This is a genomic window from Nostoc sp. FACHB-892 (assembly GCF_014698795.1).
Lineage (GTDB): Bacteria > Cyanobacteriota > Cyanobacteriia > Cyanobacteriales > Nostocaceae > Nostoc.
In genome coordinates, this window is the sequence record NZ_JACJTR010000018.1 from 65075 (window position 1) to 88170 (window position 23096).

Consider the following 23096-nt stretch of genomic DNA (forward strand, 5'->3'; position numbering starts at 1 on the left):
GTAATTCAAGCCTCCGTCTGGGGGCTTTTGGTATTGGAATTTCTCTGGTATTCACTGTAGAAATTTACTCACTCATATTTGCAAATTCACTGAAAATGATTATCATTTGAAAATGAGTGTACCAATCATAACTGTCGTTGCTGGCCCAGCTGGATGTGGCAAAACTACTTGGATTTGCCAACAAATGTCTAATACTGCCTCTAGTGAAAACGTAATTTATTTTAGTCTTGGCACTGGGAATATTCCCATTGATCAGACACGCGTGGCTGCGGAATTCCCAGAGTTAAAAGTCTTTGGGGATGGGCAAGAAGTTGAGTTTCTCAACCAGCTAGTAGCAGCAGAAATTGTCTACATTGAACTTGGATTTTACTTGGAATTAGGGGCAATTGAGCAAATATTAGACAACTTATCTTACAAAGCGATCGCCATCCTACCATCCCACCTCAAAGATTCCGAATATCATACCTGGGCAGAGAAAATTATCACTGGCGCAGATGTAGATAGTAGCATTGCCCAAACCCAACTATGGCGTGCGCCAACCAGTAGTCAAGTTATCGACGAGGACAGTTTAAACGAGTTTTGGTACGAAATCACCCACGGCGCTTACGGCCAAGTTTCCCGTGCTAAGGGAATTTTTGATGTTGCTGATGGACGTTCACTATACGCAGATTTTGTGGCGGGTATACCAGCAACTGATTTTTTAGAATTAGACTTACCACGCCATTTAGAAGGTAGACCACAGCGCTTTAGTGGAATGGAAGTATTGGGACCAAGCTTGGATAAATCTGCAATTAGACAAACCTTGCAAGATTGCTATTTATCAGAAACTGCGATCGCACAATACCAAGAACAGGTAAAACAAATTTTAATTGAGGAGAGTATAGAGTGAAAATCGCGGTCATGTCATGTATTCATGGCAACTATGAAGCATTGGATGCGGTATTGTTAGATAGCGATCGCCAAAAAGCTGAGAAAATCTTTTGTCTTGGCGATTTGGTAGGATATGGGCCCTATCCAAATGCTGTAGTTGAACAAATTCGTTCCCTTGATATTCCCACTTGCGCGGGATGTTGGGATGAAGATATTGTAGAGGGGCTGAATGCTTGTGATTGCAGTTATCCCTCCTTATTGGCTGAAAAACGTGGCAAAATTGCTCACGAGTGGACAAATAACGAAATTTATTCAGAACACCGCGAATTCTTAAGCCAATTACCCCATAGTTTACGTGAGGGAAATTTGGCATTTGTTCATGGTAGTCCTCACAGCAATCACGAATATTTATTACCAGAACTTGATGCTTATGCAGCCTTAGAGCGAGTACTTTCCACAGAAGCGGATGTGCTATTTTGTGGACATACTCATGTACCTTATGTGCGTAACTTGGATGCAGGTAGTTTACAAGTTCGTATCAAAGGTGAGGCAGCTGATGAACAGTTACTCAATTTCACTACGTCCCTCAAGCGAATTATTAATGTAGGTTCCGTGGGAGAACCTCGACACGGACGACCAAATGCGACATATGTGATTTATGATACAGATAGTCAAGAAGTGAATTTGCGGGAAGTACCTTACGATTATCAAAAAACCTGTGCGGCAATTATTGAAAAGGGTTTACCGCCAGTTTTTGCTTGGCGTTTGGCGCAAGGATTGGAATTTGCAGAAAGGGCTGATGACCCGACTCATGTTTGTACGAGATAAAGGGAAGTCGGGAAAATGCAAGGGAGAAGAGTTTTCCCCTCTGCCTTTTTTCAATGCCTAATCTAAAAACTAAAATCTAAAATACCAAAATTGATATGAGTAAATGGGCGATTTTGAGCGGTATTGAAGGGAATCTGGCAGCTTATGAAGCTGTGATGACAGATATTAAGCGTCAGGGTAATGCTGTAGAGGCTTTGTATATTTTGGGTGATTTGGTGGGACCCAGACCAGAAGCGGAAAAATTAGTAAACCGGGTGCGTAACCCGCAACCTGGAGAGTTAGAACCTTTGATTTGTAAAGGTTGGTGGGAAGAACAGTGTTTTATCCTACATGGTCTTGGCCCGACTAAAGAAGCGACTGATTTGATGGCTAAATATGGGGGAGAAACAGTTAAGTTGCTGTGGCAGTCTGTTTCTCGCCAGACGGTGCAATGGTTGAGAACACTAGACTTTGGTTTTTTTGAACTGGATTGTTTACTAATTCACGGCACAACAGTAGCGGTTGACGAGGAACTAACACCAGAAACTCACCCTATTATCATGTGCGATCGCCTATCACGGATGCAAGCAAATAATTTGTTCTGCGGTCGTTCTAGTTTAGCTTTTCAATATCAATTACAAGCAGGTTCTATCGTTACAAGCATAATTACTCTTGATAGTCAAGCATTTCCCAAAACCATGAAAATTTCCCCGCGTCAAGTGATTGGGGTGGGTAATGTGGGACGAATACCTACTGAAGCAAAATACACCCTTTATACACCAACTACAAACCATCTGGAATTTAGGACTGTGCGCTACGGTGTCAGCAAGGGATTTCAGGTATCAACTAAAGCAGTTTCTTACTAGGCAAGAAAGAGCCAGAGAAATAACTCTCTGGCTCAAAGCTGGAGACAAAATAATCATCAAATAAAGGCTAACTTGGGTAATAACCTAAATTCTTCCCAGGTTATGCAGCCCTAAGACAACGCCCACTCCTAAAATATGACCAAAGGCGGTAGTTGCTAAAAGGGCTGGTAAACCAAAACCACCAAATAGATTGGCTGAGGGTAGTCCTGGTTCTGCGTTAGGATATTTGATGGTAGATTTACCAAAGGCAATGGCAACGATATTAACGATAATGATAATCAGAGCGACCGTTGGACTCCATTGCAGAGGTGTGGTTGCAGCAGCGAGTAAGGTTGAAGTAAACACCTGGTTTGCTCCTGAAATTTATTAATGATTGAAAACATAATCTGAAACTTTCCGAAGCAAATTCCAGAAAGTACCCGATTTTGCATCAATATTTAACAGTTATTCTTATTACTTAATACAATATGAGTTCAGTGAGATGAATTCAGGACTTATATCAAAATCGCCAAAAAGTTTAATTTATTGAACTAGTGTTTCTACAAAACACTGTGCGATCGCATAGTCTTTTCTAGAGAAGAATTCGTAGAATATGTCAAAATCCTGGAATTGACTGTGGTAGATGATTGGAACCTCAGCAGCAGTTCTGCGTGTGGCTGCTTTTTCACTTCATCGAACTTACATTAATTTATGCATCTATGGGATTATATCTGCACAAACAAGACGAAAACTATAAGACTTATCTATCAAAGGTATTAGATATTCTAAATTAATATAGCAATCTGAATTGAAATGAGAGAAAGTAGGGGAGCTAAAAGTACTTATTTCTATGCTTTTCAGCAATTTTGCTTCTTAAAAAGAATTTAAAATGTATGCACAACATTACATGATTTACATCTATCAAAAGTATGAAATAGTAGTATAAATATTTTCTATATCTAAAGAAATTAAATATTTCTATTTAATCTAATAGTATACTTCTGGCAGAAGATGTAAAAGAATATTAGGCATAGTAAATTAAAATCAATATTAATCAAGGTTCCTAAAGAATACAGGCAAGTGTGCTATACACGAGTTTGGAACAGCTTAAAACTTTGTTAAAATCAGCAACACACAAACTATGAACTCTATCACCGAAAAACGTATCGCCTTGATTTCCGTCCACGGAGACCCGGCGATTGAAATAGGGAAAGAAGAAGCTGGGGGACAAAACGTTTATGTGCGTAATGTGGGTGAAGCACTAGCGCAGCTGGGATGGCAAGTTGATATGTTTACTCGCAAAGTGAGTCTGGAGCAAGACTCGATTGTTGAACACAGCGAGAATTGCCGCACTATTCGTTTAAAAGCTGGCCCCCTTGAGTTTGTGCCGCGAGATGATATTTTTGAATATCTGCCAGAATTTGTAGATAATTTCCTCAAATTTCAATTAAAAAATGACGTTACATACCAGTTAGTTCACACTAACTATTGGCTCTCTAGTTGGGTAGGGATGGAGTTAAAGAAAATCCAAGAGAGTAAACAGGTTCACACCTACCACTCATTAGGAGCGGTAAAGTATAACACTATAGAAGATATTCCTCTGATTGCTAGTGTGCGATTAGCAGTAGAAAAAGAGGTGTTGGAAATAGCAGAGCGAATTGTGGCAACAAGTCCGCAAGAACAGCAACATATGCGATCGCTAGTTTCCACTAAAGGCAATATCGATATCATTCCCTGCGGTACGGATATTCATCGGTTTGGTTCGATTGCACGAGAAGCAGCCAGGGCTGAATTAGGAATTGACAAAGAAGCCAAAGTTGTATTATACGTAGGACGTTTTGATCCACGCAAAGGGATAGAAACCTTGGTGCGGGCAGTAAACCAGTCTGGGCTACGCGATTCTAAAAATCTCCAGCTAATTATTGGTGGTGGTAGTACTCCAGGTAACAGCGACGGGATTGAGCGCGATCGCATTGAGGCTATTATCAACGAATTGGGGATGAACGAATTTACCACCCTTGCTGGTCGTCTCAGTCAAGATATTTTGCCAACTTATTACGCAGCTGCTGATGTTTGCGTTGTCCCCAGTCACTACGAACCTTTCGGACTAGTAGCGATCGAAGCAATGGCAAGCGGTACACCAGTAGTAGCAAGTGATGTCGGCGGACTTCAGTTTACTGTAGTTAATGAAGAAACTGGTTTATTAGCACCACCACAAGATGTAGATGCCTTTGCATCTGCCATTGACCGAATTCTTTTAAATCCAGAATGGCGAGATGAATTGGGTAAAGCTGGTAGAAAGCGCGTCGAAACTAAGTTTAGCTGGGATGGTGTAGCACATCAATTGAGTGAACTTTACACCGAACTGTTGCAGCCACAATCAGTAGCATCAACAGCGAAAGAACTAGTGGAGTCAACAGCCGAATTAGTGCAGTCAACTGCAAAAGAACTAGTGGAATCAACAGTTGAATTAGTGCAATCAACAACAAAAAAGCCAGCTTTGGTTGCTAAATAATTCTCTTGCGTAACAGATAATGGTGAATGGGTAACTCGGAAGTAAGCAATAATTTTATTTTCCTAGTCCTCACTCACCATTACTCAATCATTTATTGTGAACTACCTACACTGACTCTTTGAGTACAGTGTAGGCTTCCTGTCCAAAAGAAAGCGTAGTAGTAGATTTCTTGCGTCCTCTATTACTCCGACTTACATCTGGACAACAGGCTTTATCCCCCGTCCCAGAGGTCAAAATCCGTAGTCCTTCATCTCGAAGGTTAATACTTGTGTTCACACCCCTATCATGCTTAGTTTGGCACTTTTCACAAGTCCAGAATCTTACATCAAGCGGCAAGCTACCAATTTGACTTAGGCACACATGACAGGTTTTTGAGCTAGGGAAAAATCTATTTACTTCTTGATAAACCTTTCCTTCCATTTCTGCCTTGTACTTCAGCATTGTGCAAAACATTCCCCAGCCAACCTGATGAATAGATTTAGCAAGAGTGTGGTTTTGCATCATGCCTTTAATATTGAGATTTTCGTTAACTATCCTACGAGATAGCTTGTGTATTAGTCAGAGAACTGTCGTCAACTCACGCGCAATTCATCTCACGCTCCCCTAGCGGGTGAGACGCGAGGCTTCTTGCTGTTTTAGCTAAATATTTCTCTGGGCTGAGTGATTTCCATTATTAGTTTAATTAGTGTAAATTACTTAGCCTATTTATATATAAGTTGGCTGAAAAATAACACAATAATTTGGGCTTAACTTTGGCAGCGATCGCTTTAGCTTACAAAAACTCGACACTAATAAATGTATAACAACGTAAGTTATCATCTAAGTGCTGAGAGTCTATTTGAATCATAAATTTCAGTGTTTTTTGATTCGCAGCTATCACCAAACCAACTAACCGCTATGATAGTTGAGGTCTGCTATGCTTTGACTAAACGAAGATAAAAGCATAGCGATCGCTACCATTTGAATGTTAACAACTAATCGCTTTGCAACCAGTTGACTTTACCACTCTCACAGCTGCTTGTAGCGAAATCCGCGCTAACTGGCTACCATCACGCTTAGAACAGGTTTACCAGCGCGATCGCTACACGATCGCGCTGGCATTACGCACCCTGAAACAGCGAGATTGGCTACAAATTTCTTGGCATCCGCAAGCTGCACATATTTGCATCGGCGATCCACCACCGCGATCGCCAGATACCTTTACCTTTAGCCAACAACTGATACACCAATTGAGTGGTTTAGCACTGGTAGCTATTGAAGCGATCGCCCCTTGGGAGCGAGTTATTGATTTGCAATTTGCCCGTCGTCCTGGAGAAACCGCCCTGTATCATGTCTATGCAGAAATCATGGGCAAGTATAGCAACGTCATTCTCACCGATGCCAACAATATAATTATCACTGCTGCTCATCAAGTCAGTCAGCAACAATCTAGTGTGCGTCCTATCCAAACCGGACAACCTTATGAAACACCACCAAAACTGACTGGAACTGTCCCCAGTTTGAACGAATCCCAAGAACGTTGGCAAGAACGGGTCAGTTTAGTACCAGGAGCAATCAAGCGGCAATTGCTCAAAAGTTATAGTGGCTTAAGTGCAGCACTGCTAGAGACAATGTTGTTAGAAGCAAATATCGCACCAGAAACATCCACTGATACTCTCAACCCTGACGATTGGCGACGGCTATTTGAACGTTGGCAAGAATGGCTGCAAGCCTTGGATTCTAAAAAATTTCAACCCGCTTGGACAAAAGATGGCTACACCGTAATGGGTTGGGGTGCGGTTGAAAAGGTCAAAGATATCCAAGAGTTACTCAACCGCTACTACAGTAACCAAATTAATCAACAGTTATTTTTACAATTGCGCCATCAGTTGAGTCAGAAATTGAATAATATTCTGGCGAAATTACGCAATAAAGCTCAAACCTTTAAGACGCGCTTGCAGCAATCAGATCAAGCTGATGAGTATCGGCAAAAAGCTGATTTATTGATGGCTCACTTGCAAAACTGGGAACCGGGGATGAAAGAAATTATCCTTGCTGATTTTGATACAAATTTGCCAGTAGCGATCGCTCTCCAGCCAGATAAAAATGCCGTTCAAAATGCCCAAGGTCTTTACAAACAGCACCAAAAGCTCAAACGCGCTCGTGCTGCTGTCGAACCGCTATTATTAGAAGTACAGACAGAAATTGAGTATTTAGAACAAGTAGAAGCTGCGATCAGCCAAATAGACACCTACCAAACAGCAGAAGATTTGCGAGCTTTAGAAGAAATCCGCGAAGAGTTGATTGGACAAAAGTATTTAGAAGATCCAGAATATCGCAGCCGCAGTGCCAATGAACCCCCCAGCACCAACTTTCATCGTTACCTTACCCCCGGTGGCTTTGAGGTATTAATCGGGCGTAACAATCGCCAAAATGACCAATTAACCTTTCGTGTAGCTGGGGATTATGACTTATGGTTCCACGCTCAAGAAATTCCAGGCAGCCATCTGTTACTACGTCTAGAACCGGGTACTGTTGCAGAAGAAGCTGATTTGCAATTTGTAGCTAATCTTGCCGCCTACTACAGTCGCGCCCGTCAGAGTGAACAAGTACCAGTAGTTTACACTCAGCTCAAGCACGTCTACAAACCCAAAGGAGCAAAACCGGGAATTGCAATTTACAAGCAAGAGAGCATCCTCTGGGGGAAACCACAAATGGTTAGTAGTCATTAGTCATTTGTCATTTGTCAAAAATTAAGAATTCTTCCCCTGCTCCTCTACTCCACTCCTTTTCTACCCTGCGATTTGCTGAATTATCCTGATAGATAGAAGCTTTTAAACTTTGTTCGTATCTTTTTTAATGAAATTTCACGAAAAATGTGTGTTGACTGTTACAATATTGTTAAGAAAAGTTGCCCGTTGCATTTTGGGAACGCGCAAATGGGTTTTAACTCTCTTGAGAAGACAACGCAAAAAAAATATTTTCTAGACCAGCTGTGGGAGGCTGGTCTTTTTGTTTTTAAAATGCTTTTTCCATAGCTCACTACAAACATTTGGAGCATTTTTTGAGCTTTTATAGTTAATAACCGCGTAAACAAAAAACCCCTGAACGCTAAAGCTTTCAGAGGTTTTAAAATTATGCCAGGAACCGGACTTGAACCGGTGACACGAGGATTTTCAGTCCTCTGCTCTACCAACTGAGCTATCCCGGCTAGGGCTTTTGTGAGCCACGATTAATAAATGTAGCAAACATCCAAGAATATAGCAAGCCCTTAGAGAAAAAAGATTTATGCAGCTTTTAACCTCAACTTAAACCAGATAAAAACAGCTACAAATAGCAGAAACTGGACAAGAACAATACTCGGGCCAGAAGCAAGGTTGAAAATACCTGACACAATGATGCCAGCAATACTGCTGATGGAACCAACTATCACCGACATGACTAGAAAGCGGCTAAAGTGGTGACTCATCAGTTTCGCAGTGGAGGCGGGAATGACCAAAAAGGCATTCACTAGTAAAACGCCGACAGCTTTAATCGCTACAGCAACGGCGAGTGAAAGCAAAACCACAAACACGTAGCGATACAACTGGACGGGAATACCTTGAACTTGCGCTACATCGGGGTTAAGGGTCAATAAAATTTGCTGCCGCAGGGTTGATAATAAAAATATGCTACCTCCCACAAGCACTAGTAGCGTCAAAATTAAATCTGTGGCATCGATCGCTAGAATATCGCCGAATAGCACAGCCATCAAGTTGCCACGATATCCTTTAATTAAGCTAGTGAGAATCACACCGATCGCTAATGCCCCAGATAGCACTATGCTAAGTACACTATCGCTAGCTAAGTCAGTTTTGTCGATAAAGTAGAGGACAATAACGCCAAAAGCTAAGGTAAAAGGTAATAGCATCCAAGTAGGATTTATTTGTAGTAGCACACCTAACGCCACACCTACTAATGCTGCATGACCAACCGCGTGGCTGAAAAAAGACAACTGGCGCAAGGTCACAAAACTACCTAGCATCCCACCAAGTATTCCCATTAACACAGCACCTGCGATCGCACGCTGCATAAAGGGGAATTGTAATAATTCTATCAAGTCACTACTATTGGCGATCGCAAGCCAAGGTATCTGACAATCATTGAAAAAATTCATACTTATGGGCATTAATGTTGATGCTGGTAGCGGCTAAAACCTGGGCCGTAGGTTGCTAACAGGTTTTGCGGTGAAAGGGCAATTTCTGGCTTACCAGTACAAACAATGCTTTGGTTCAGGCAAAGCACGCGATCGCAATGGCGATTTACCATATCAATATCATGAGAAACTTGCAATACCGTCCAACCCTCCTCACGCTTTAATTCATTTAGCAAAGCGTAAAAATCTGCTGCACCTTGCACATCAACACCAGCAAAGGCTTCGTCGAGTACTAACAGTTTCCGAGGCATTACCAAACAATAAGCCAATAAAACCCGCTTGAGTTGACCACCGCTAAGAGTACCAATAGCTTGATGCTGTAAATGATAAGCATCAGTTCGCCGTAAAGCTTCTACTACTGCTGCCGATTTTTCTCGGTCTTGTCTCCACAGCTTGGAGAAAAATAAATCTCCTCTTTTCCCTTCCTTGTCCCATCCCAATCCCACTAATTCGCTGACAGAAATGGGAAAGCTGCGGTCAAAGATGAAGTTTTGCGGCATATAGCCCAACGTGTGACGTAAACGCCCCAATCTTGCAATTGGACGACCCAATATTTCAATCGTGCCAGCACTTCGAGGGATCAAATCTAAAACCGCTTTTACCAAAGTACTTTTACCAGCACCATTGGGGCCAACGATGGCTGTATCTGTTCCTGGCAATAATTCAAAGGAAACATCTTGAACAGCTAGATAGCTGCCTTGATAGACAGTTAACCCTTCTACTTTTAAAATAGCAATGTCATTAGTCATTGGTCATTGGTCATTGGTCATTGGTCATTAGTCATTGGTTTTCACAAAGGACAAAAAGCAAATGAGAAACCTATTTACACGCTGTTTCCAGAGTTTGTAAGTTAGCTTTCATAGCCTTGAAATAATGCTGTGGATCTGTTTCGCCAGTTTCCAATGAATCCAGCGTCCGCAAGTTTAATTTTAGATCTTTGGATAAGCTGGTTAGGAGTTTGTTATCTACTCCTGGTTCACTAAATAAAGCTTTAACTTTGAACTTTTTCACAGCATTAACTGCATTTTGCACATCCGTTGGTGAAAGTTGATCTTCGGGAATTTGCACCACAGCAACTTGCTTGAGGTTATAACGTTGAGCTAAATATGGAAACGCATCATGAAAGGTAATAAAAGTGCAACTAGGAGTTTTCTGTAAAGTCTGCTGAAATTCACTGTTTAAACTTTCTAATTCTTTAATATAAGCCGTAGCATTGGCCTCATAAGTAACTTTATTCGCCGGGTCGGCAGCAATCAATCCATCACGAATATTAGTTACCTGCTGTTTTGCCAAAACTGGATCTAACCAAACGTGGGGATTACCTTGGCCGTGTTCATGGTCGTGGTCTTTTTCCTCTTCGGTCGTTCTCACAACGGGTGAAATTTCATTTAAGGGTTTAATACCTTTACTAGCATCAATTTCAGTTAATTTACTATTTTCGGCATTTTTAACAGTATTTTTTAGAAATTCCTCCAAACCTAAACCATTTTTTACTAACACATTTGCAGTTGCGATCGCTTTAACATTTTGTGGTGTCGCTTGGTATTCATGTACCTCCGTACCAGGTGGCACTAAAATTTCTACATCTGCCACATTCCCAGCTACTGCCTTAGTAAACAAATATATCGGCAAAAATGTTGTCACTACTTTAGTTTTTTCTAACTGCGCTACTGGGGTGGATGCAGTTGTCTGTGCTTGTGACGACTGTTCAGTACTTGCTCCCTGATTCTGATTCGATTGGCTACAGCCAGCTGTCATTGACAACATCAACAGAGCGATTATGGACAAGATGCCACTTCTTTGTCTACCTGTTCTAAGTCCTCTGTAATTCATCATCACGGTATTTTCTCCTCAAAACGAATGCTTGGTTTGTCTCTGCCACAATTCCTATTGACAATGAGACGTAATACTATATTTTAGACTATAATAATTCTCATTCTCATTTGAGATACATAATATCATTCTGGGTTTGCTGTGTAATGAGTAACAACAAAACTTTTTCAGACGGTACAGCCCTCTGCAATTTAGTTTTCGCTAAATAATTAGGATATCTTGACTTTTTTTTGTTAAAAAGTTTGCCTACTTCTGATAAAATCGCTGAGAAATATTTTGATAAAATACACGTTTTTCTTAACGTGGTTTGGGTGTGAATTGAATATCAGTGTGAGGAGAAAAATGCAAAAATTCTGGAAATATCTGCTAGTTAGTCCAGCAGTCTGTGCTGTCATGCTATTTTTTAATACTGCTACATTTGCAGGTGAAACATCCAGCACATCTGAAATAAATCAACCGCAAGTTTTAGCTAATCCAGATACAAAAGCTGAAAATATAGCGCCAGATCAGCCAATGGCGCAAGTTACCTCTGTGTCTCAATTTTCCGATGTACAACCCACTGATTGGGCATTCCAAGCATTGCAGTCCTTGGTTGAGCGCTATGGGTGTATTGCAGGATACCCAAACAGCACTTATCGCGGTAATCGGGCATTAACGCGATATGAGTTTGCTGCTGGTTTGAATGCTTGTCTTGATCGGGTTAACGAATTAATTGCTACAGCCACTGGCGATTTAGTTAGCAAACAAGATTTAGCCACATTACAAAAGCTGCAAGAAGATTTTTCAGCCGAACTGGCGACACTCCGAGGTCGTGTGGATGCAGTAGAAGCACGCACTGCTGAATTGGAAGCTAATCAGTTTTCAACCACAACCAAACTGCAAGGGCAAGTAGTCGCAGTTGTTAGCGATGTTTTGTCAGGAAATACAGTTAACGGTGGAGAAATTACAGATGAGAATACAACTTTGGGGGTACGAGCGCGGATAGAACTTGTGACCAGCTTCACAGGGCGAGATACATTGTTCACTAGAATCCAGGCTAATAATATTCTCAGCCCTAACATTGGTACACCAGAGGGCAACTTATTTTTTGCCGGTGATGGTACCACTGATGCTGCTATAGATGCGTTGTTCTACAGATTTCCCTTGGGCGAAAAAACAGAGGTTATCGCTATTGCCAACGCAGGTGCAGCAGACGACCTTACCACTACTGTTAATATCTTTGATGGTGATGGCGCTTTTGGTGCTTTGTCCACCTTTGGTACACGTAACCCAATTTACTACCAAATAGGTGGCACGGGATTGGGAGTAACGCATGAGTTCAGTGACAAATTGGCACTAAGTTTAGGGTATTTGAGTGGTACAGCTAATGACCCAACGCCCAATAATGGTTTATTTAATGGTTCTTATGGTGCGTTGGCACAGCTTACAGTTAAACCAAGCGATCGCATTACTATTGGTTTAACTTACATCAATTCCTACAACCAACCACTATTAACTGGTACCAATGCGGCAAATCTCACGCCGTTGGATTTAGATGCCGATGGTACAATAGATTCCCGTTTTTCCAGTAATTCTTATGGTGTTCAAGCATCCATTGGCATCACTGATAACATCGTCTTGGGTGGTTGGGCTGGATACACCACCAGCCGTACCTTAACTGGAAACCGTGGAGATATTGACATTTGGAACTATGCTGTCACCCTCGGCTTCCCTGACCTTGGTAAAGAAGGTAACTTAGCAGGTATCATCGCTGGTATAGAGCCGAGAGTAACAAGCTCTAACGTTGCAGGATTGGATAGAGATGCGGATACATCCTATCATCTTGAAGCATTTTATCAGTATAAGTTGACTGACAATATTACCATTACCCCAGGAGTGATTTGGTTAACCTCGCCAGATCATAACAATGACAACAATGATGTTGTTATTGGCGCACTGAGAACTACATTCAGTTTCTAATTTTCAAAACTCCAAATAAGACGCAAATTTATTTTTTGCGTCTTTTATGTGTCTAATCTCAAAAATAAAACCCAATAAAAATGCTGGGCTTGATAAACTCAGGTTTGCACAGCAAATTCTTCTGGATCAATTCCCCAATTTACCCAGCGAATTGCTTCACGTGCTGAGTTAATATCCGGTGGAACTCGCAAGGCGTGAATAAAGCTTGTACTGGGGCAAGTCATTTTTAATAAATAAATTGATTCTTCATCAACATCAGCATCAATTTTTAATAACGTGTATTCTTGCCAAGTATCTAATTCAATAGCTTGTAATTCTTGGCAAATTCTGGCGTAACCGATACCCTGAATTAACACTCGGCGTAGTTCGGCGTTTTCTTCTGTTAAAAGCCATTGAGATTGCCATTGCTGCGGGTGGATTTTACCGTATTTTTCAGGCAAAGTTACACCGTGGTAGGAGTAGAGGCTATATCCATCAATAAATTCAATGGCGGGTTCACCTTCAGCGTGAAGGCGATTCTCATTGTCGAAGCGTAGGTGAAGTGGGCGATCGCAGATAATGCAAATGTCATCATACGCAAATAACCAACCACATTCTTGAATTAAAGATTGAAATACTTTCCATTCCTTTTGAGGATAAACAATGTTCAAAACAGAGCTACAGAAATCAAAACCACTCATCAAATTACTGTAATTTTCTGGTTGAAAACACTCATTTAGTTGAATTTCAATCCACCACAAATTATCCTCTATTTGATCGTTTAATTGAGTGCTAAATCTCTCATTTAAGTCGTTGAATATTTCATGATTTAAAGGATTATCTGTCGCATTGTAAAGATAAAAAAAGTTGCGTAATTGCTTACGTACTTGGATTCCAAACTGTTGATTGAGTATACTCGAAAGTTCTTGAAAGAAATGAGCCGAAAATAAGCTTCCTATACTATTTGGTTCATTGAGGTAATTCTCTATAAATTGAGGTGAAAGTCGTTTTAGCATCCAGTTGCAGGCTGCATAAGGACTATCCTGGAAAAAAATTTCAGGCTCTTCATAGCCAAAGTCAATTGCAATATAGGCAGCGTTTACCGCTTCCGCCGCCTTCTCTTTATCAATTCTCTCAGTTGAAAGCGCGATCGCTCTCCACTTCTCCCGATACACTGGAATTAAAGCCTCTTCTTCAGACGTTAACTTTTCAATCAGCGACATATCGCCAACCTTCAGGCTCGTATTCCCGTTGAATTTTCACCATCCAGTCACCTTGGGGAATAGAAATAGCTTTATGCTCCTCATGAGCTAGCAATGCCGACTCTGAGAACACACGTAAATAAAGTGTGCTATCTTTTTCGTATAATTCTGCATTTCCCTCAGTAATGCGATGCTTATGCCCTGTAACTTCGCCTTCTGCCAAAGTTAAGTGAGGTATTTTTTGTCCTTCAATTTGCTGCACAGGCAGTAAAATTACATCACCTTGACGAATTGGTTGCATGGTTTTGCTTTCCTGACATGGGTACAAACCCCACTTCGCTTTTGCTCTCAAGTTTGGTTTAATTTTGGCACAAGCTCTATTAAATTGGGGCATTGGGCATTGGGCATTAGGCATAGGTCAATTCAATAGTTATATCTTCCCCTGCTTCCCCTGCTTCCCCTGCTCCCCCTGCTCCCTTATCCCCCATTCCCCAATTGGGATATTTTGAAAACTGTAGTCGCCAATTATGCGTTAGATAAGTTAAAGATTGAAATAGCTGGAAATTCACACCCAGCGTTCCCCTCCCCTAACCTCTGGGATAGACTAGGCCATAAGTTCAGCAGATTTTATCCCAAGCAGGCAGTTTATGTGAGGATTAAATCACTGCCCTAAGCGTGACCTTTTATCTTGACAATTTGCAAAAATTACCTCAATTTGACTGTTTAGCTTAGTAGCTCTTCTTTTTATTGAAATTTCCATGTCAACTCTCGTCATTGTCGAATCTCCAACCAAAGCTCGTACCATTCGCAACTACCTGCCAGCAGGCTATCGGGTGGAGGCGTCTATGGGTCATGTGCGTGACCTCCCCCAGTCGGCTAGTGAAATTCCTGCTGCCGTCAAAGGGGAAACATGGGCGCAGCTAGGGGTAAATGTAGACGCCGACTTTGAACCGGTGTATGTTGTCCCGAAAGACAAAAAGAAAATTGTTACCCAGCTCAAAGAAGCCCTTAAAGATGTAGATGAACTGATTCTGGCAACGGACGAAGATCGGGAAGGTGAAAGCATTAGTTGGCATTTATACCAATTGCTGAAGCCGAAAGTTCCGACTAAGCGGATGGTGTTTCACGAAATTACCCAAGAGGCGATCAAAAAAGCTTTGAAAGACTGCCGCAATATTGATGAGCAGTTGGTTCGCGCCCAAGAAACGCGGCGGATTTTAGATCGACTGGTCGGTTATACCCTATCTCCTCTGCTATGGAAAAAAATCGCCTGGGGATTATCTGCTGGGCGAGTGCAATCTGTAGCCGTGCGAGTTTTAGTGACTAGGGAACGCCAACGTCGCGCTTTCCATGAGGGTACGTACTGGGATCTGAAAGCTAGTTTGTCAAAGGAAAAAACCCCTTTTGGTGCCCAGTTGGTAACATTGGGAGGAACCAAAATTGCTAACGGTAGTGATTTTGACGCAACGACCGGAGAAATTACCGCAGGTCGCAATGTCTTGTTGCTCAATGAAGAACAAGCTGTAGCGCTCAAGGAACGCCTAACTGGTAAAACTTGGAGTGTTACCGACATGGAGGAACGCCCAGTGACGCGCAAACCGTCGCCACCGTTCACCACCTCGACGTTGCAACAAGAATCTAACCGGAAATTGCGCCTCTCAGCCCGTGACACAATGCGGGTTGCCCAGAATTTGTACGAGCAGGGCTATATTACCTATATGCGGACAGATTCGGTACATTTGTCAGATCAAGCGATCGCAGCTGCTCGGAGTTGTGTAGAAAAGCTCTACGGTCAACAATACCTCAGTCCCCAACCCCGGCAATACACCACCAAATCCAAAGGCGCACAAGAGGCGCACGAAGCAATTCGTCCAGCAGGTAGCAGCTTCCGCACGCCTCAAGAGACTGGTTTGGGCGGTCGAGAACTTGCTGTTTACGATTTGATTTGGAAGCGGACTGTTGCCTGTCAAATGGCTGATTCCCGCCAAACTCAAATTACCGTGCAATTGCAAGTCGAGGATGCTGGATTCCGTTCTTCTGGCAAACGGATTGAATTTCCAGGATACTTACGTGCCTACGTCGAAGGTTCAGATGATCCAGAAGCAGCACTAGAAGACCAGGAAGTAATTTTGCCGAATCTGAAAGTGGGAGATCATCCGAATTGCACAGAACTGGAAGCAGTTGGTCACGAAACTCAACCGCCAGCTAGATACACCGAAGCTACTTTGGTGAAAACCTTGGAAAGCGAAGGTATAGGTCGTCCCAGTACCTACGCCAGCATTATTGGCACAATCATCGACAAGGGTTATGCCCATTTGGTGAGTAACGCTCTCATTCCTACCTTCACCGCTTTCGCCGTCACCGATTTACTGGAGAAACATTTCCCGGACATCGTTGATCCCAGTTTCACCTCGAAGATGGAGCAAACCCTAGATGACATTGCCACAGGTGAAGCAAAATGGCTACCCTACTTGAAGCAATTCTATCTGGGAGATAAAGGGCTGGAAACCCTCGTCAAAGAACAGGAAAGTCAAATTGATGCCACCAAAGCTAGGACTGTAGAACTGGAGAATCTAGATGCCAAAGTCCGCATTGGGAAATATGGCCCCTACATTGAGGTCGAAAATGGTGAAGGAGTTATCACTGCCTCAATTCCTAAAGACCTGACACCGGCTGACCTCGACCCCAAACAGGTAGAAGTATTACTGCGACAAAAAACCACAGGCCCTGACCAGGTAGGTCGGCATCCCGAAACTGGCGAACCGATTTATGTGAAAATTGGTGCTTATGGGCCTTATGTCCAATTGGGTGATAAAACCGACGAAAATCCCAAACCCAAACAAGCCTCCCTACTCAAAGGTGTTACCCCAGAAACCGTTACCCTGGAAATGGCTGTTGGTCTGTTGGCACTACCCCGGACATTAGGAGTTCATCCAGCCACTGGCGGCAAAATCCAAGCAAGTTTGGGACGCTTTGGCCCCTATGTAGTTCATGACCAGGGTAAGGAGGGGAAAGATTACCGTTCCCTGAAAGCTGCTGATAATGTATTGACAATTAGCTTAGAACGTGCATTAGAATTATTGTCTGAACCCAAAAAAGGACGTAGTTCTACAAACAGCAAGTCAAAGGCAGCCTTACGCGAACTGGGTACTCATCCAGACGACGAGGAAAAAATTAACATTTACGATGGCCCCTATGGCCCTTACATTAAGCATGGCAAAACTAATGTGAGTATCCCAGAAGGTCAAACAGTAGAGGATATAACCCTGGCTGAGGCGCTGAACTTGTTGGCAGCTAAAGCATCGACAGCAAAATCGACTCGCAAAACTAGTAAATCAACAAGTTCTAAATCAACAAGTTCTAAATCTAAGTCAACTGCTAAGTCATCAACGACGGCTGCGAAAAAAAAGGCAACAGAAAGTTAATTGCAAGTCAGCTAATTTTGGATTCATAGAATTTTGGGGTTCATGTCCCGATGCCATTTGCTTTATACCAGGGAAATCTTCCACGCAGTGGCTCCTCCCTGTAGGTGAAATAAATCTAAAATCTATCAGTCTAAAATTCGTAGTCAAGAGTCTAAAGTCTGATTCTTGACCCTTGATATTCATCCTTGATAGGATGCAGTACAGTAGCTTGCAAGTGTGATACTCTAAAAAGTAAGGGAAAACACAACGCCAAATTTTAGAAGTGGCTTATGTCCCAAATACGGGATTGTTTATCAGCCCGTTTGGAAGCCAGAGGTGCGAAAAAATACCATTTTCTGCGTACCTGTAAATCAAAAATTGAGGTAGTATCTCAGGAGCAGTCAGTTCATGGACTATATAGAAAAGGTGCTGGAAAAGGTTAAGGAATTAGCACGGAGGCTAATTGAGAGCCTGTTAGGGCCAGAGGCGGAACCGGAACCGGAACTGATTCCGATTCCTGTGAATGATGGCTCGCGTCGTCGTCACTAGGCTCAAAGTGCTTAACTCGACATTGCAACCCTTAAGCATTCTGGCACTGCATGGGCCAAACTTAAATTTGCTAGGGCAGCGAGAACCAGGAATTTATGGTGCCTTGACACTAGCTGAAATTAACCGCCTGTTAGAAGAAGAAGGATTCAAGTTACAGGCGAAAGTTTTTTCTATGCAGTCAAATCATGAAGGAATTTTGGTAGACACTATTCATGGCGCATTAGGACAACATCAAGGAATTTTGATTAATGCAGGGGCATATACCCACACAAGTGTAGCCTTGCGGGATGCGATCGCTGCTGTTAATTTGCCTACAGTCGAAGTACATCTGAGTAATATATACCGCCGGGAAGATTTTCGGCATCATTCATATATCGCTCCAGTAGCGATCGGACAAATAAGTGGTTTTGGTGGACAAAGTTACTTGTTGGGCTTACAGGCATTAGTGAATCATTTAAGAAGCATATAAGCATGAAAAATAAATTGATTTTAGATTTTGAATTTTGGATTTTTAGATTAAATTCTTGAATCTAAAGTCTATAATCTAAAATCCAAAATTGTATGCGTCATTCTCCTATAAGTCGGTTTAAAGGCACTTTACTGGGAGCACTCCTGGGAGAAAGTTTAGCCACTGGTGATATACAGTCTCAGAGTAGTCTGGATTTGGGCAGAATGGCGGTTCTAGGCACTGAGAGTTTGATTACGTTAGGTAAATTAGATTTAGATGATTGGATAGCGCGTCAGCAACAAAAATCTCTTCATTTAGCAGCAACTGACGATATATCGATAAAAATAATTCTTGCGACATTACCAGTAGCACTTTTTTGTCACGAAAATCCTATTAAGCTTCAAAAAAACTTGCTGAACGTTCTAAAAATCTGGGAGGATGACCCAGTAGTAAGGGATGGAACGCTAGCAGTAGGATATGCGATATCTCTTGCCCTAACTGAAAAACTCAACTCTCTAACCCTCATTCCACAAATAATTTCTTTTCTCGGACAAACACCGACATCAATACCAAAAAAATTATTAAGAGTTCAAAATTTATTAGAGCAAGGGGCTGGATTGTCAAGGGCGCAAGCTGAGTTTGCTAAGGAAGAAAAACTCAGTAACACTATTGCTATGGCATTTTACTGCTTTTTGAGTACTTTGGAAGACTTTCGCCTAGCAGTTTTGCGGGCTACTCACAATGGTAATTTCAAAGTGCAAGATGCTACGCCTTTCAGTTCACAGGCTACAGGTGCAATTACTGGTGCTTTATCAGGAGCATATAACGGCATAGGCTCAATTCCCGTAAATTGGCAAGTCTTGCTCTTGCAAAGGAATTCTCCAACATGGGGACTAAGTAGCTTTTCCCAAATGTTAGAATTGACCGATGCATTAGTAGCAGTGTGGTCAGGAGTGTATGATATTGCCTTAAATCCAAGGGAGTTAGTAGCACAGGAGGGATGTGAGGTAGCTTTGCTTTCAGTTTACGCAGCTCCTCGTGTTATTCGGTCGCGTTAATGCTATTTTCACCGAACAATGGTACGGGTACTAAACGCTGAAGACTACTAAAATTTAGCCAAAAACTAAAAAACTTATATACTAGAAATTTTCAGCAAATCTCAACCTGAGTATGTAGGTAGCTATTGTGGTAAATCAGCTTTAATTAGCCTCCACCACCCTAGTTGCAGCAGCAGCAGATCAAACTTCCCTGATGATTGTCTTATTTTGAGCTATCAAAGTTAGCAATTGCAGGCAGAAATAATGAAAATAGAGCAATTTTTGCAGTTCTTAACCCAGCAATTAACTCACTGGCGGCGACAGTACAAAGGACTACGCCGTAAAGGAAAGTTAATGAGAAGTCCCAAAAGCAAAATTCAAAGAAGGGAACTTGTAAGGACTATCTTTAACAATGTAATTTTATTTTTATCAAAAACCAATCATAAAAGCGAACGTCGAAAACAAGAAAGAGCGTTCAAGTCAAAGGCAAAATCGCTCAAAACTAAGAGTAGTATTTATGCAGGCTGTTTAGATTGGGTACATGAACAGCGTTCTTTGGTAATTTTAGCGATCGCTTTAGTGTCACTCACTGGCGTTATCGGGCATAAATTATACAACCAAACTCAACTTCAAGTAGGAAATACTGCATCCCAGACGATTAGAGCACCTTACACAGCTAGCATCGAAAATCAGAAAAAAACAGAAGCCGAGCGCAAAGCCGTCAGTAAAAGCTCCTTACAAGTGTTGATGATTGATGCACGAATGAATGAGCAAATCAACAGAAAATTACAACAACTTCTGGATGATGGTAACGAAATTCGCGCCGTTGCTGGAGCTTTTCCTTTTTTTGATCCTGTCGTTTTGTCTATCTCTACCCAGCGTTACCTCCGTTCTTGTCCAGACTCGGAATGGCAAGCACTGATAATAGCTGTAGAAAATAGTAAAAATCAGCATAAGAAAAGAATAGGACAAACCACTGCCTCATCCCGTCCATCATCCATCCCCGCACCCAATCAGGAACGCCAACCGCACACCGCGCCATCCAAATCTGATTCCCAGAGTCCACAGGTAACACCACAAAAGACAGAATTAGTTGATTTTTCCAAAAGCACTGACTTTACCCAAGCAGTAGGAGAACTAGAATCTTACTACCTCACAACTTCTGAGAAAAACTTGTCTTTAGTGATTGCTCAAATTTCCCAAATACGCCAAAGGTATACTCAAGCTACTGCTAAACTTTTAAAGTTAGAGACTGTTAGCCCAGAAGCAATATACGAGGCTTCTGTTTTTTTGGATTTGTCAGATGTGGAATGGGAAAAAACACAAATGGGAATCCATCAAAGTGCAGAGCGGATTCTTACCCAAGGCATCCCACATGGACTGCCAAAAAATATTTTACAAGATGCAGTGAGTTTACAATTGCAGACCTCTATACCAGAATCTGCTGAACCTTTGGCAAAAAACTTATTGTTAGCTGTACTCAAGCCGAATCTGCAAAAAGATGAAGAGCAAACCAGAGAAAACGCTCAAAAGGCTGCTGCTGGAGTGCCACCTGTGATGGTGAAGATACGGCATGGTGAGGTAATTGTCAAAAAAGGAGCGCAGATTACTGCATGGAACTTTGAGGTGCTGGAGTATTATCACCTGATTCGTCGGGAGGTAAAATGGCAGGAGTTGGCGAAGTTAGCAGGCGTTATTGCGATCGCCATTGGCATTTTTGTCTGGGTAGAACGACATGTCAATTGCGAATTGCGACAGCGTGATCGCTTATTGGTGTTATTGCTGACTTTGAGTGTGCCAGGATTAGTAACGATGGGATTGCCTTATACCACCTGGAGTGCCCTTAGTTTATTGTTGGGAAGCTTCTATGGCCCCACTTTGAGCTTAACAGTTGTTGGACTGCTGTTGCCAATATTAGCTATTAGCTTGGATATAAGCAAGGCTGCACTTTTAGCTGGTGCAGGGGGAGGAATATTAGGTAGTTACATAGCACAACGATTGCGATCGCGTGAAGAATTGGCATTATTAGGTGTTGCGATCGCTTTAACTCAGGGCGGCATTTACCTTCTTGTTAAAATCTTAATTGGTCAAGTATTTGGTTCAACTTGGTATATCGTCCTTCAAGAAGCCGGATTGTTTGCTTTATCCGGTTTAGCCTGGAGTGTTGTAGCCTTAGGCTTAAGTCCTTATCTAGAAAAAGTTTTCGATTTAGTTACCCCAATCCGTTTAGCAGAACTGGCGAACCCTAACCGCCCTTTATTAAAACGACTTGCTACTGAAACCCCTGGAACTTTTCAGCACACGCTGCTTGTCGCTACCCTTGCCGAAGCTGCTGCCAAAGAATTAGGATGCAATGTTGAACTAGTCAGAGCTGGGACATTATATCACGATATTGGTAAAATGCACGACCCCCTTGGCTTTATTGAAAATCAAATGGGAGGGCCGAATAAACATGATACAGAGATTAAAGACCCTTGGAAGAGTGCAGAAATTATTAAAAAGCACGTAACTGAAGGGTTGGTGATGGCGCGTAAACACCTTTTGCCGACAGCGATTCAAGCTTTTATTCCAGAGCATCAGGGAACGATGCTGATTGCCTATTTCCATCATCAAGCCCAGCAAATGGCTCAGGAAGATCCAAGTTTAACAGTAGACGACGCAGATTTTCGCTACGATGGCCCGATTCCCCAATCACGGGAAACCGGAATTGTTATGTTAGCAGATTCTTGCGAAGCAGCGCTGCGATCGCTCGAAGCGTCAAGTTCAGGTAAGCGTGTGGGAGAGAAGCGATCGCTTAAAGATGTTTCAACTGAACAAGCTTTAGCAATGCTTAACAATATTCTGCGTGCCAAATGGCAAGACAATCAACTCGTTGATTCAGGACTAAAACGGGAAGAGATGTCAAAAATTGCCCAAATATTCGTGGATGTTTGGCAGCAATTTCATCACAAACGCATTGCTTATCCGAAGTTGAAGGCTAGTAGTGCGGCGCGGAATTCGTAACTTGTAATTCCGCACAGTACTGTGGCCAAAATGGGAAAATTGTACCCTCATGCTGAACGCCTTGCCACACAAGCTTTTAAAGTATGTATTTACAAATCTAGGACTTACGGATTGACAAGAAATACCAAATATGGAGCAAGTTAAAAACCATATCTTTCGTAAGGGCACAGCATTGCTGTGCCCTTACAGCATGGTCTATGTACGTAGTTTACCGCCGTAGGCATCGCAGGATAATTAAGAAAAGCCTGAAATAGTCTATTTTAGGTAATGTATATCACGATGCATTTGTACAGTGCGTAAGTCCTAAAATCTTGCAGTAATTCTAATAAAGCATAAGTTTCTCAAGCAGTAGTTTCTCAGGTAGAAAACTACCCTATTTCTAGTAATGATTTTTTTTATCTTTGAGATTATTCCTAAATGTAAATATTTGAAGCACTCATAATTTCTTACTCCTTTGAATATGAATGTGGA

At 42.0% G+C, this 23096-nt stretch carries 18 protein-coding genes, 1 tRNA gene and 1 pseudogene; 11 read left to right on the plus strand and 9 right to left on the minus strand.

The window, feature by feature from the left end:
• Window positions 1–112 precede the first annotated feature (112 nt).
• The 3 genes from H6G96_RS22310 (at window position 113) to H6G96_RS22320 (ending at window position 2543) form a co-directional block, all read left to right on the plus strand.
• Window positions 113–889: a GTP-binding protein gene (locus H6G96_RS22310; RefSeq protein ID WP_190913480.1), complete on the plus strand. Its 777-nt coding sequence runs from the start codon at window positions 113–115 to the stop codon at window positions 887–889.
• Window positions 886–1698 carry a metallophosphoesterase family protein gene (locus H6G96_RS22315; protein WP_190913481.1) on the plus strand — a complete coding sequence of 271 codons (813 nt, stop codon included), beginning with the start codon at window positions 886–888 and terminating at the stop codon, window positions 1696–1698. Before H6G96_RS22310 ends, H6G96_RS22315 begins: the two co-directional genes overlap by 4 nt.
• 95 nt (window positions 1699–1793) lie before the next feature.
• The gene (locus tag H6G96_RS22320; protein WP_190913482.1) at window positions 1794–2543 is read left to right on the plus strand and encodes a metallophosphatase; all 750 of its coding nucleotides are present in this window, start codon (window positions 1794–1796) and stop codon (window positions 2541–2543) included.
• Between the two features lie 84 nt (window positions 2544–2627).
• Here the strand turns inward: H6G96_RS22320 and psaK are convergent, their stop codons facing one another.
• Entirely contained in the window at window positions 2628–2888 is a 261-nt protein-coding gene (gene psaK, locus H6G96_RS22325) for a photosystem I reaction center subunit PsaK (protein ID WP_190733200.1), read from the minus strand.
• A 775-nt stretch (window positions 2889–3663) separates the two neighbouring features.
• On the opposite strand from psaK, the pseudogene H6G96_RS22330 reads away from it, so the two are divergent.
• Window positions 3664–4896 (plus strand): annotated as a pseudogene (locus H6G96_RS22330) (glycosyltransferase family 1 protein); the annotation flags it as partial.
• A gap of 246 nt (window positions 4897–5142) precedes the next feature.
• On the opposite strand, the gene H6G96_RS22335 reads toward H6G96_RS22330, so the two are convergent.
• Complete coding sequence (locus H6G96_RS22335; RefSeq protein ID WP_347242271.1) at window positions 5143–5592, minus strand: zinc ribbon domain-containing protein; 450 nt, start codon at window positions 5590–5592, stop codon at window positions 5143–5145.
• Window positions 5593–6020: 428 nt separating this feature from the next.
• Here H6G96_RS22335 and H6G96_RS22340 point away from each other — a divergent pair, with 428 nt between their 5' ends.
• Window positions 6021–7748, plus strand: coding sequence for an NFACT family protein (locus H6G96_RS22340; protein WP_190913491.1), 1728 nt, complete (start codon window positions 6021–6023; stop codon window positions 7746–7748).
• Window positions 7749–8154: 406 nt separating this feature from the next.
• Here the strand turns inward: H6G96_RS22340 and H6G96_RS22345 are convergent.
• The 4 genes from H6G96_RS22345 to H6G96_RS22360 all read right to left on the minus strand — a co-directional run bounded on the left by H6G96_RS22345 (window position 8155) and on the right by H6G96_RS22360 (window position 11044).
• Window positions 8155–8227, minus strand: a tRNA-Phe gene (locus H6G96_RS22345).
• A gap of 75 nt (window positions 8228–8302) precedes the next feature.
• Window positions 8303–9172 (minus strand): metal ABC transporter permease, encoded by an 870-nt coding sequence (locus H6G96_RS22350; RefSeq protein ID WP_190913493.1) that lies wholly within the window; start codon window positions 9170–9172, stop codon window positions 8303–8305.
• An 11-nt stretch (window positions 9173–9183) separates the two neighbouring features.
• Entirely contained in the window at window positions 9184–9960 is a 777-nt protein-coding gene (locus H6G96_RS22355; RefSeq protein ID WP_190913495.1) for a metal ABC transporter ATP-binding protein, read from the minus strand.
• A gap of 70 nt (window positions 9961–10030) precedes the next feature.
• Window positions 10031–11044 carry a metal ABC transporter substrate-binding protein gene (locus tag H6G96_RS22360; RefSeq protein ID WP_190913618.1) on the minus strand — a complete coding sequence of 338 codons (1014 nt, stop codon included), beginning with the start codon at window positions 11042–11044 and terminating at the stop codon, window positions 10031–10033.
• 342 nt (window positions 11045–11386) lie between these two features.
• On the opposite strand from H6G96_RS22360, the gene H6G96_RS22365 reads away from it, so the two are divergent.
• Window positions 11387–13003 carry an iron uptake porin gene (locus H6G96_RS22365; protein ID WP_190913497.1) on the plus strand — a complete coding sequence of 539 codons (1617 nt, stop codon included), beginning with the start codon at window positions 11387–11389 and terminating at the stop codon, window positions 13001–13003.
• Between the two features lie 98 nt (window positions 13004–13101).
• Here H6G96_RS22365 and H6G96_RS22370 read toward each other — a convergent pair whose 3' ends face one another.
• From H6G96_RS22370 to H6G96_RS22380, 3 genes are read right to left on the minus strand one after another with little or no spacing between them, the layout of a single operon-like run.
• On the minus strand, window positions 13102–14205 hold the full coding sequence (locus tag H6G96_RS22370) for a DUF6745 domain-containing protein (protein WP_190913499.1): 1104 nt from the start codon (window positions 14203–14205) through the stop codon (window positions 13102–13104).
• Window positions 14192–14599, minus strand: coding sequence for a hypothetical protein (locus H6G96_RS22375; protein ID WP_242063365.1), 408 nt, complete (start codon window positions 14597–14599; stop codon window positions 14192–14194). Before H6G96_RS22375 ends, H6G96_RS22370 begins: the two co-directional genes overlap by 14 nt.
• Window positions 14592–14753, minus strand: coding sequence for a hypothetical protein (locus tag H6G96_RS22380; RefSeq protein WP_190913500.1), 162 nt, complete (start codon window positions 14751–14753; stop codon window positions 14592–14594). The genes H6G96_RS22375 and H6G96_RS22380 overlap by 8 nt, the downstream gene beginning before the upstream one ends.
• Window positions 14754–14942: 189 nt before the next feature.
• Here H6G96_RS22380 and topA point away from each other — a divergent pair, with 189 nt between their 5' ends.
• The 5 genes from topA to H6G96_RS22405 all read left to right on the plus strand — a co-directional run bounded on the left by topA (window position 14943) and on the right by H6G96_RS22405 (window position 22625).
• Window positions 14943–17609, plus strand: a complete 2667-nt coding sequence (gene topA / locus H6G96_RS22385; RefSeq protein WP_190913501.1) for a type I DNA topoisomerase — start codon at window positions 14943–14945, stop codon at window positions 17607–17609.
• Between the two features lie 387 nt (window positions 17610–17996).
• Complete coding sequence (locus tag H6G96_RS22390; protein WP_190913502.1) at window positions 17997–18137, plus strand: hypothetical protein; 141 nt, start codon at window positions 17997–17999, stop codon at window positions 18135–18137.
• Window positions 18112–18606, plus strand: a complete 495-nt coding sequence (gene aroQ / locus H6G96_RS22395) for a type II 3-dehydroquinate dehydratase (protein WP_190913503.1) — start codon at window positions 18112–18114, stop codon at window positions 18604–18606. Before H6G96_RS22390 ends, aroQ begins: the two co-directional genes overlap by 26 nt.
• 92 nt (window positions 18607–18698) lie before the next feature.
• Window positions 18699–19643 carry an ADP-ribosylglycohydrolase family protein gene (locus tag H6G96_RS22400; protein WP_190913504.1) on the plus strand — a complete coding sequence of 315 codons (945 nt, stop codon included), beginning with the start codon at window positions 18699–18701 and terminating at the stop codon, window positions 19641–19643.
• Window positions 19644–19886: 243 nt separating this feature from the next.
• The gene (locus H6G96_RS22405) at window positions 19887–22625 is read left to right on the plus strand and encodes an HD family phosphohydrolase (RefSeq protein ID WP_190913505.1); all 2739 of its coding nucleotides are present in this window, start codon (window positions 19887–19889) and stop codon (window positions 22623–22625) included.
• Window positions 22626–23096 lie beyond the last annotated feature (471 nt).

Bases quoted from the DNA above. Each gene is read 5' to 3' on its own strand.
- H6G96_RS22310 (WP_190913480.1), top strand. From the start codon at position 113: ATGAGTGTACCAATCATAACTGTCGTTGCTGGCCCAGCTGGATGTGGC.
- H6G96_RS22320 (WP_190913482.1), top strand. From the start codon at position 1,794: ATGAGTAAATGGGCGATTTTGAGCGGTATTGAAGGGAATCTGGCAGCT.
- H6G96_RS22350 (WP_190913493.1), bottom strand. From the start codon at position 9,172: ATGAATTTTTTCAATGATTGTCAGATACCTTGGCTTGCGATCGCCAAT.
- H6G96_RS22355 (WP_190913495.1), bottom strand. From the start codon at position 9,960: ATGACTAATGACATTGCTATTTTAAAAGTAGAAGGGTTAACTGTCTAT.
- H6G96_RS22360 (WP_190913618.1), bottom strand. From the start codon at position 11,044: ATGAATTACAGAGGACTTAGAACAGGTAGACAAAGAAGTGGCATCTTG.
- H6G96_RS22365 (WP_190913497.1), top strand. From the start codon at position 11,387: ATGCAAAAATTCTGGAAATATCTGCTAGTTAGTCCAGCAGTCTGTGCT.
- H6G96_RS22370 (WP_190913499.1), bottom strand. From the start codon at position 14,205: ATGTCGCTGATTGAAAAGTTAACGTCTGAAGAAGAGGCTTTAATTCCA.
- H6G96_RS22375 (WP_242063365.1), bottom strand. From the start codon at position 14,599: ATGCCTAATGCCCAATGCCCAATGCCCCAATTTAATAGAGCTTGTGCC.
- topA (WP_190913501.1), top strand. From the start codon at position 14,943: ATGTCAACTCTCGTCATTGTCGAATCTCCAACCAAAGCTCGTACCATT.
- H6G96_RS22390 (WP_190913502.1), top strand. From the start codon at position 17,997: ATGGACTATATAGAAAAGGTGCTGGAAAAGGTTAAGGAATTAGCACGG.
- aroQ (WP_190913503.1), top strand. From the start codon at position 18,112: ATGATGGCTCGCGTCGTCGTCACTAGGCTCAAAGTGCTTAACTCGACA.
- H6G96_RS22400 (WP_190913504.1), top strand. From the start codon at position 18,699: ATGCGTCATTCTCCTATAAGTCGGTTTAAAGGCACTTTACTGGGAGCA.
- H6G96_RS22405 (WP_190913505.1), top strand. From the start codon at position 19,887: ATGAAAATAGAGCAATTTTTGCAGTTCTTAACCCAGCAATTAACTCAC.